Below are 4,228 nucleotides of genomic sequence, written 5' to 3'. Positions count from 1 at the left end.
CATAGGCCATCCAGGCGTTGGCGGGTTCGCCGTCGCGGCCCGCGCGGCCGGTCTCCTGGTAGTAGCCCTCGATGTTCTTGGGCATGTCCAGGTGGGCCACGAAGCGCACGTCGGGCTTGTCGATGCCCATGCCGAAGGCGATGGTGGCCACCATGATCAGGCCCTCTTCGCGCAGGAAGCGGTCCTGGTGCTGCTGGCGCACGGCGGCGTCCAGGCCGGCGTGGTAGGGCAGGGCCTTGAAGCCGGCCTGCTGCAGCATGGCCGCCACTTCTTCCACGCGGCGGCGCGACTGGCAGTACACCACGCCCGCGTCATGGCCCTGGGCGTTGCTGTGCTCGTCGCGGATGAAACGCTGCAGCTGGGCCGTGGCGTCCTTCTTCTCGACCAGCTGGTAGCGGATGTTGGGCCGGTCGAAACTGCTGATGAAGGTGCGCGCGTCCTGCAGCTGCAGGCGCTCCACGATGTCGGCGCGCGTGAGCGCGTCGGCCGTGGCGGTGAGCGCGATGCGCGGCACGCCGGCGAAGCGCTCGGGCAGCACCGCGAGCTCGCGGTATTCGGGGCGGAAGTCATGGCCCCACTGGCTCACGCAGTGCGCCTCGTCGATGGCGAACAGCGACAGCCGGCCCTGCGCGTGCAGGCTCTCCAGCATGGCCTGGCAGCGCGCGGTGAGCAGCCGCTCGGGCGCCACGTAGAGCAGGGTGAGGTCGCCGCGGCGCAGCTGCTGTTCGATGCGCTGGGCCTCCTCCAGCGAGAGGCTGCTGTTGAGGTAGGCCGCACTCACGCCGGCCTCGGTGAGCGCGCCCACCTGGTCGTGCATCAGCGCGATCAGCGGCGACACCACCACCGCCACACCGTGCCCGCCCTGGGCGCGCACGATGGCTGGTATCTGGTAGCACAGCGACTTGCCGCCACCGGTGGGCATCAGGACCAGGGCGTCGCCGCCCTCGCTCACGTGGCTGACGATCTGCGCCTGCGGGCCGCGGAAGGCCTCGTAGCCGAAGACCGACTGCAGCACCTCGACGCAGGCCTCCAGCGTCTCGGCGCCGGCGGCGACGTCGATCACATCTGTTCCCACGGCAGCCCGTCGTGGCGCCAGCCGTTCACGGTGGAGCGCTTGAAGTGTTCGTTGAGCTCGCCCTCGAAGCCGTGCAGCACGTGGGCGACCTCGCTGAAGCCCGCGGCCTCCAGCGCCTTGCCGGCGTCCAGCGTGCGCTTGCCGCTGCGGCAGATCAGCAGGATCGGCCGCGCCTTGTCGCCGGCCTCGCGGGCCACGGCCTCGGCGAAGCGCGCCGGATCGGGCGTGAGGTCGGGGTATTCGTACCAGGGGATGTTCTCGACACCGGGCGGGCGGCCCACGTAGAGCGATTCGATCTCCATGCGCACGTCCACGAACAGCGGCGGGTCCTGGCCCAGCGCGGCGCGGCGCGCGGTTTCGGCCTGGAGCCAGGTCCAGGCTTCCTGGGGGGACAGGTGTTTCATGGGCGCGTATTGTCGGCCATGCCACGCCCTTGCCCTGTGTGGGGGTGGGGAGCGCTTCATACAATGCCCCGATGGACAAGTCCCCCGCTTTCACCCGTGCCCAGGCCCTGCCGGCCATCCTCGAGCAGCGCATCGCCATCCTCGACGGCGCCATGGGCACCATGATCCAGCGCTTCAAGCTGGACGAAGCCCAGTACCGGGGCGAGCGCTTCAAGGACTTCCACAAGGACGTCAAGGGCAACAACGAACTGCTCAGCCTGACCCGGCCCGACGTCATCCGCGACATCCACGAGGGCTACCTCGCCGCGGGCGCCGACCTGATCGAGACCAACACCTTCGGCGCCACCAGCATCGCGCAGGACGACTACGACATGGCGGGCCTCGCGCGCGAGATGAACGTCGCCTCGGCCCGGCTGGCGCGCGCGGCCTGCGACAAGTTCAGCACGCCCGACAAGCCCCGTTTCGTTGCTGGCGCCCTGGGCCCCACGCCCAAGACCGCCAGCATCAGCCCCGACGTGAACGACGCCGGCGCGCGCAATGTCACCTTCGAGCAGCTGCGCGCGGCTTACCGCGAGCAGGTCGAGGGCCTGCTGGAGGGCGGCGCCGACGTGCTGCTGGTCGAAACCATCTTCGACACCCTCAACGCGAAGGCCGCGCTGTTCGCCATCGACGAGGTCTTCGAGGCCACGGGCGAGCGCCTGCCCCTCATCATCAGCGGCACCGTCACCGACGCCTCGGGCCGCATCCTCAGCGGCCAGACCGTCAGCGCCTTCTGGGCCAGCGTGCGCCACCTGCAGCCCCTGGCCGTGGGCCTGAACTGCGCGCTGGGCGCGGCCCTCATGCGGCCCTACATCCAGGAGCTCGCCAAGGTCGCGGGCGATACCTACATCAGCTGCTACCCCAACGCCGGCCTGCCCAACCCTATGAGCGACACCGGCTTCGACGAGACGCCCGAGGTCACCAGCCGCCTGCTGCACGAGTTCGCCGCCGAGGGCCTGGTCAACATCGTGGGCGGCTGCTGCGGCACCACGCCGGACCACATCGCCGCCATCGGCCGCGCGGTCTCGCCGCTGGCGCCGCGCCACCGCGCCGCCTTCTACGCCGAAACGGCCTGAATACCCGACGGCTTGCCGGGAATTGCCCGGCCGGTCGACAATCCGGCTTCCCTTCAAGGGGAGTAATCGGCCCGCCACCCCGCGAACAGCGAGGCTTCGGCGGCGCGGCGTTCTCGTCAATTCGCGGCCCGAAAGGCCGCCGGGAACGCCCAGGCCACCGACGGTGGCCCGCGACCAGACCTTGGGGTGTTCGTCAACACCAAACCGAGGTCTTTCATGGAAAGCATTGCCCCGCTGTGGCTGTGGGGGGTTTTCGTCGCGTTCGTCGTGGCGGCCCTGTTCGTCGATTTCGTCCTGCTGAAGAAGCAGGGCGCCCAGGCCGTGGGCGTCAAGGAGGCGCTCAACTGGTCGCTTGCCTGGATCGCGCTGAGCTTCGTCTTCAACGGCCTGCTCTGGTGGGCCATCAAGGACAGCAGCGGCTCCACCGCGCTCGCCAACGAGAAGTCGCTGGAGTTCCTGACCGGCTACCTGATCGAGAAGAGCCTGGCGGTCGACAACATCTTCGTCTTCCTGCTGATCTTCAGCTACTTCGCGGTGCCGGCCGCGTACCAAAAGCGCGTGCTCATGCTCGGCATCCTGGGCGCCATCGCGCTGCGCACGGTGATGATCCTGGTCGGCGGCTGGCTGCTGGCGCAGTTCCACTGGATCCTTTATGTCTTCGGCGCCTTCCTGGTGCTCACCGGCGTGAAGATGTGGTGGGCCGCCGGCAAGGAGCCCGCGCTGGACGACAACCCCGCGCTCAAGCTGCTGCGCCGCCTCATGCCCGTGAGCCAGGACTACGACGGCGAAAAGTTCTTCACCGTCGAGAACGGCAAGCGCATCGCCACGCCGCTGCTGATGGTGATCGCCCTGGTGGGCGTGACCGACGTGATCTTCGCCGTGGACTCCATCCCGGCCATCTTCGCCATCACGCGCGACCCCTTCATCGTGCTCACCAGCAACGTGTTCGCCATCCTGGGCCTGCGCGCCATGTTCTTCCTGCTGCAGGCCGTGGCCGGCAAGTTCCACCTGCTGAACTACGGCCTGGCGGTCATCCTGGTCTTCATCGGCACCAAGATGATGCTGATCGACGTTTTCAAGATCCCGGTGGCGGTGTCGCTGGCGGTGGTGGTGGGCATCCTGGCCATCACCATGGTCTGGAGCGCTAAGACGGCGCCGAACACCTGAGCCCCCGCGCCCGGCGGCGCACCATCATGGCACAGGCCTTGCTCTTGCCCGTGCCATGCCGCCCGCGGACTTTCCCGAACTGATCAGCGCCGCCGTGGCCCCGTCCACGGCGGCCTGGCGCGACCCCCTGGGCCTGCTGCTGGCCAGCACGGGCGAGGGCGTTTTCGGCGTCGACCTGGACGGCCTGTGCGTGTTCATCAATCACGCCGGCGCTCGCATGATCGGCTACGAGCCCGTCGAGCTGCTGGGCCGCAACATGCACGCGCTCACCCACCATTCGCACGCGAACGGTGCGCCCTATCCGGTGGAGGACTGCCCGATCTTCAACGCCTTTCGCGCGGGCGAGCCTTGCCGCATCGACGCCGAGGTGTTCTGGCGACGCGACGGCAGCGCCTTTGCGGTGGAGTACAGCAGCCACCCCATCGTGGACGGCGGCCAGGTGCGCGGCGCCGTGGTCACGTTCATCG

Annotated in this window: 5 protein-coding genes; 3 read left to right on the top strand and 2 right to left on the bottom strand. The window is 68.9% G+C overall.

The window, feature by feature from the left end; genetic code table 11:
- A partial coding sequence (locus BGO22_RS00935) for a RecQ family ATP-dependent DNA helicase (protein ID WP_286848366.1) occupies positions 1-1,063 on the bottom strand: 1,063 nt, incomplete at its 3' end.
- A complete protein-coding gene (locus tag BGO22_RS00930) occupies positions 1,060-1,479 on the bottom strand; it encodes a rhodanese-like domain-containing protein (RefSeq protein ID WP_070400143.1) in 420 nt (139 codons plus the stop codon). The genes BGO22_RS00935 and BGO22_RS00930, both read right to left, overlap by 4 nt.
- A gap of 71 nt (positions 1,480-1,550) precedes the next feature.
- Here BGO22_RS00930 and BGO22_RS00925 point away from each other — a divergent pair, with 71 nt between their 5' ends.
- The 3 genes from BGO22_RS00925 to BGO22_RS00915 all read left to right on the top strand — a co-directional run.
- A complete protein-coding gene (locus tag BGO22_RS00925) occupies positions 1,551-2,594 on the top strand; it encodes a homocysteine S-methyltransferase family protein (RefSeq protein WP_070400144.1) in 1,044 nt (347 codons plus the stop codon).
- Positions 2,595-2,810: 216 nt separating this feature from the next.
- On the top strand, positions 2,811-3,761 hold the full coding sequence (locus BGO22_RS00920; protein WP_070400145.1) for a TerC family protein: 951 nt from the start codon (positions 2,811-2,813) through the stop codon (positions 3,759-3,761).
- 55 nt (positions 3,762-3,816) lie between these two features.
- The coding region (locus BGO22_RS00915; RefSeq protein ID WP_286848365.1) for a PAS domain-containing protein at positions 3,817-4,228 on the top strand (412 nt) is incomplete at its 3' end.

This window comes from Hydrogenophaga sp. 70-12, from assembly GCF_001897365.1.
Taxonomy (GTDB): Bacteria; Pseudomonadota; Gammaproteobacteria; order Burkholderiales; family Burkholderiaceae_C; genus Hydrogenophaga; species Hydrogenophaga borbori.
Note: the sequence above shows the minus strand (reverse complement) of the source record. Positions and strands in the feature narration are given on the sequence as shown.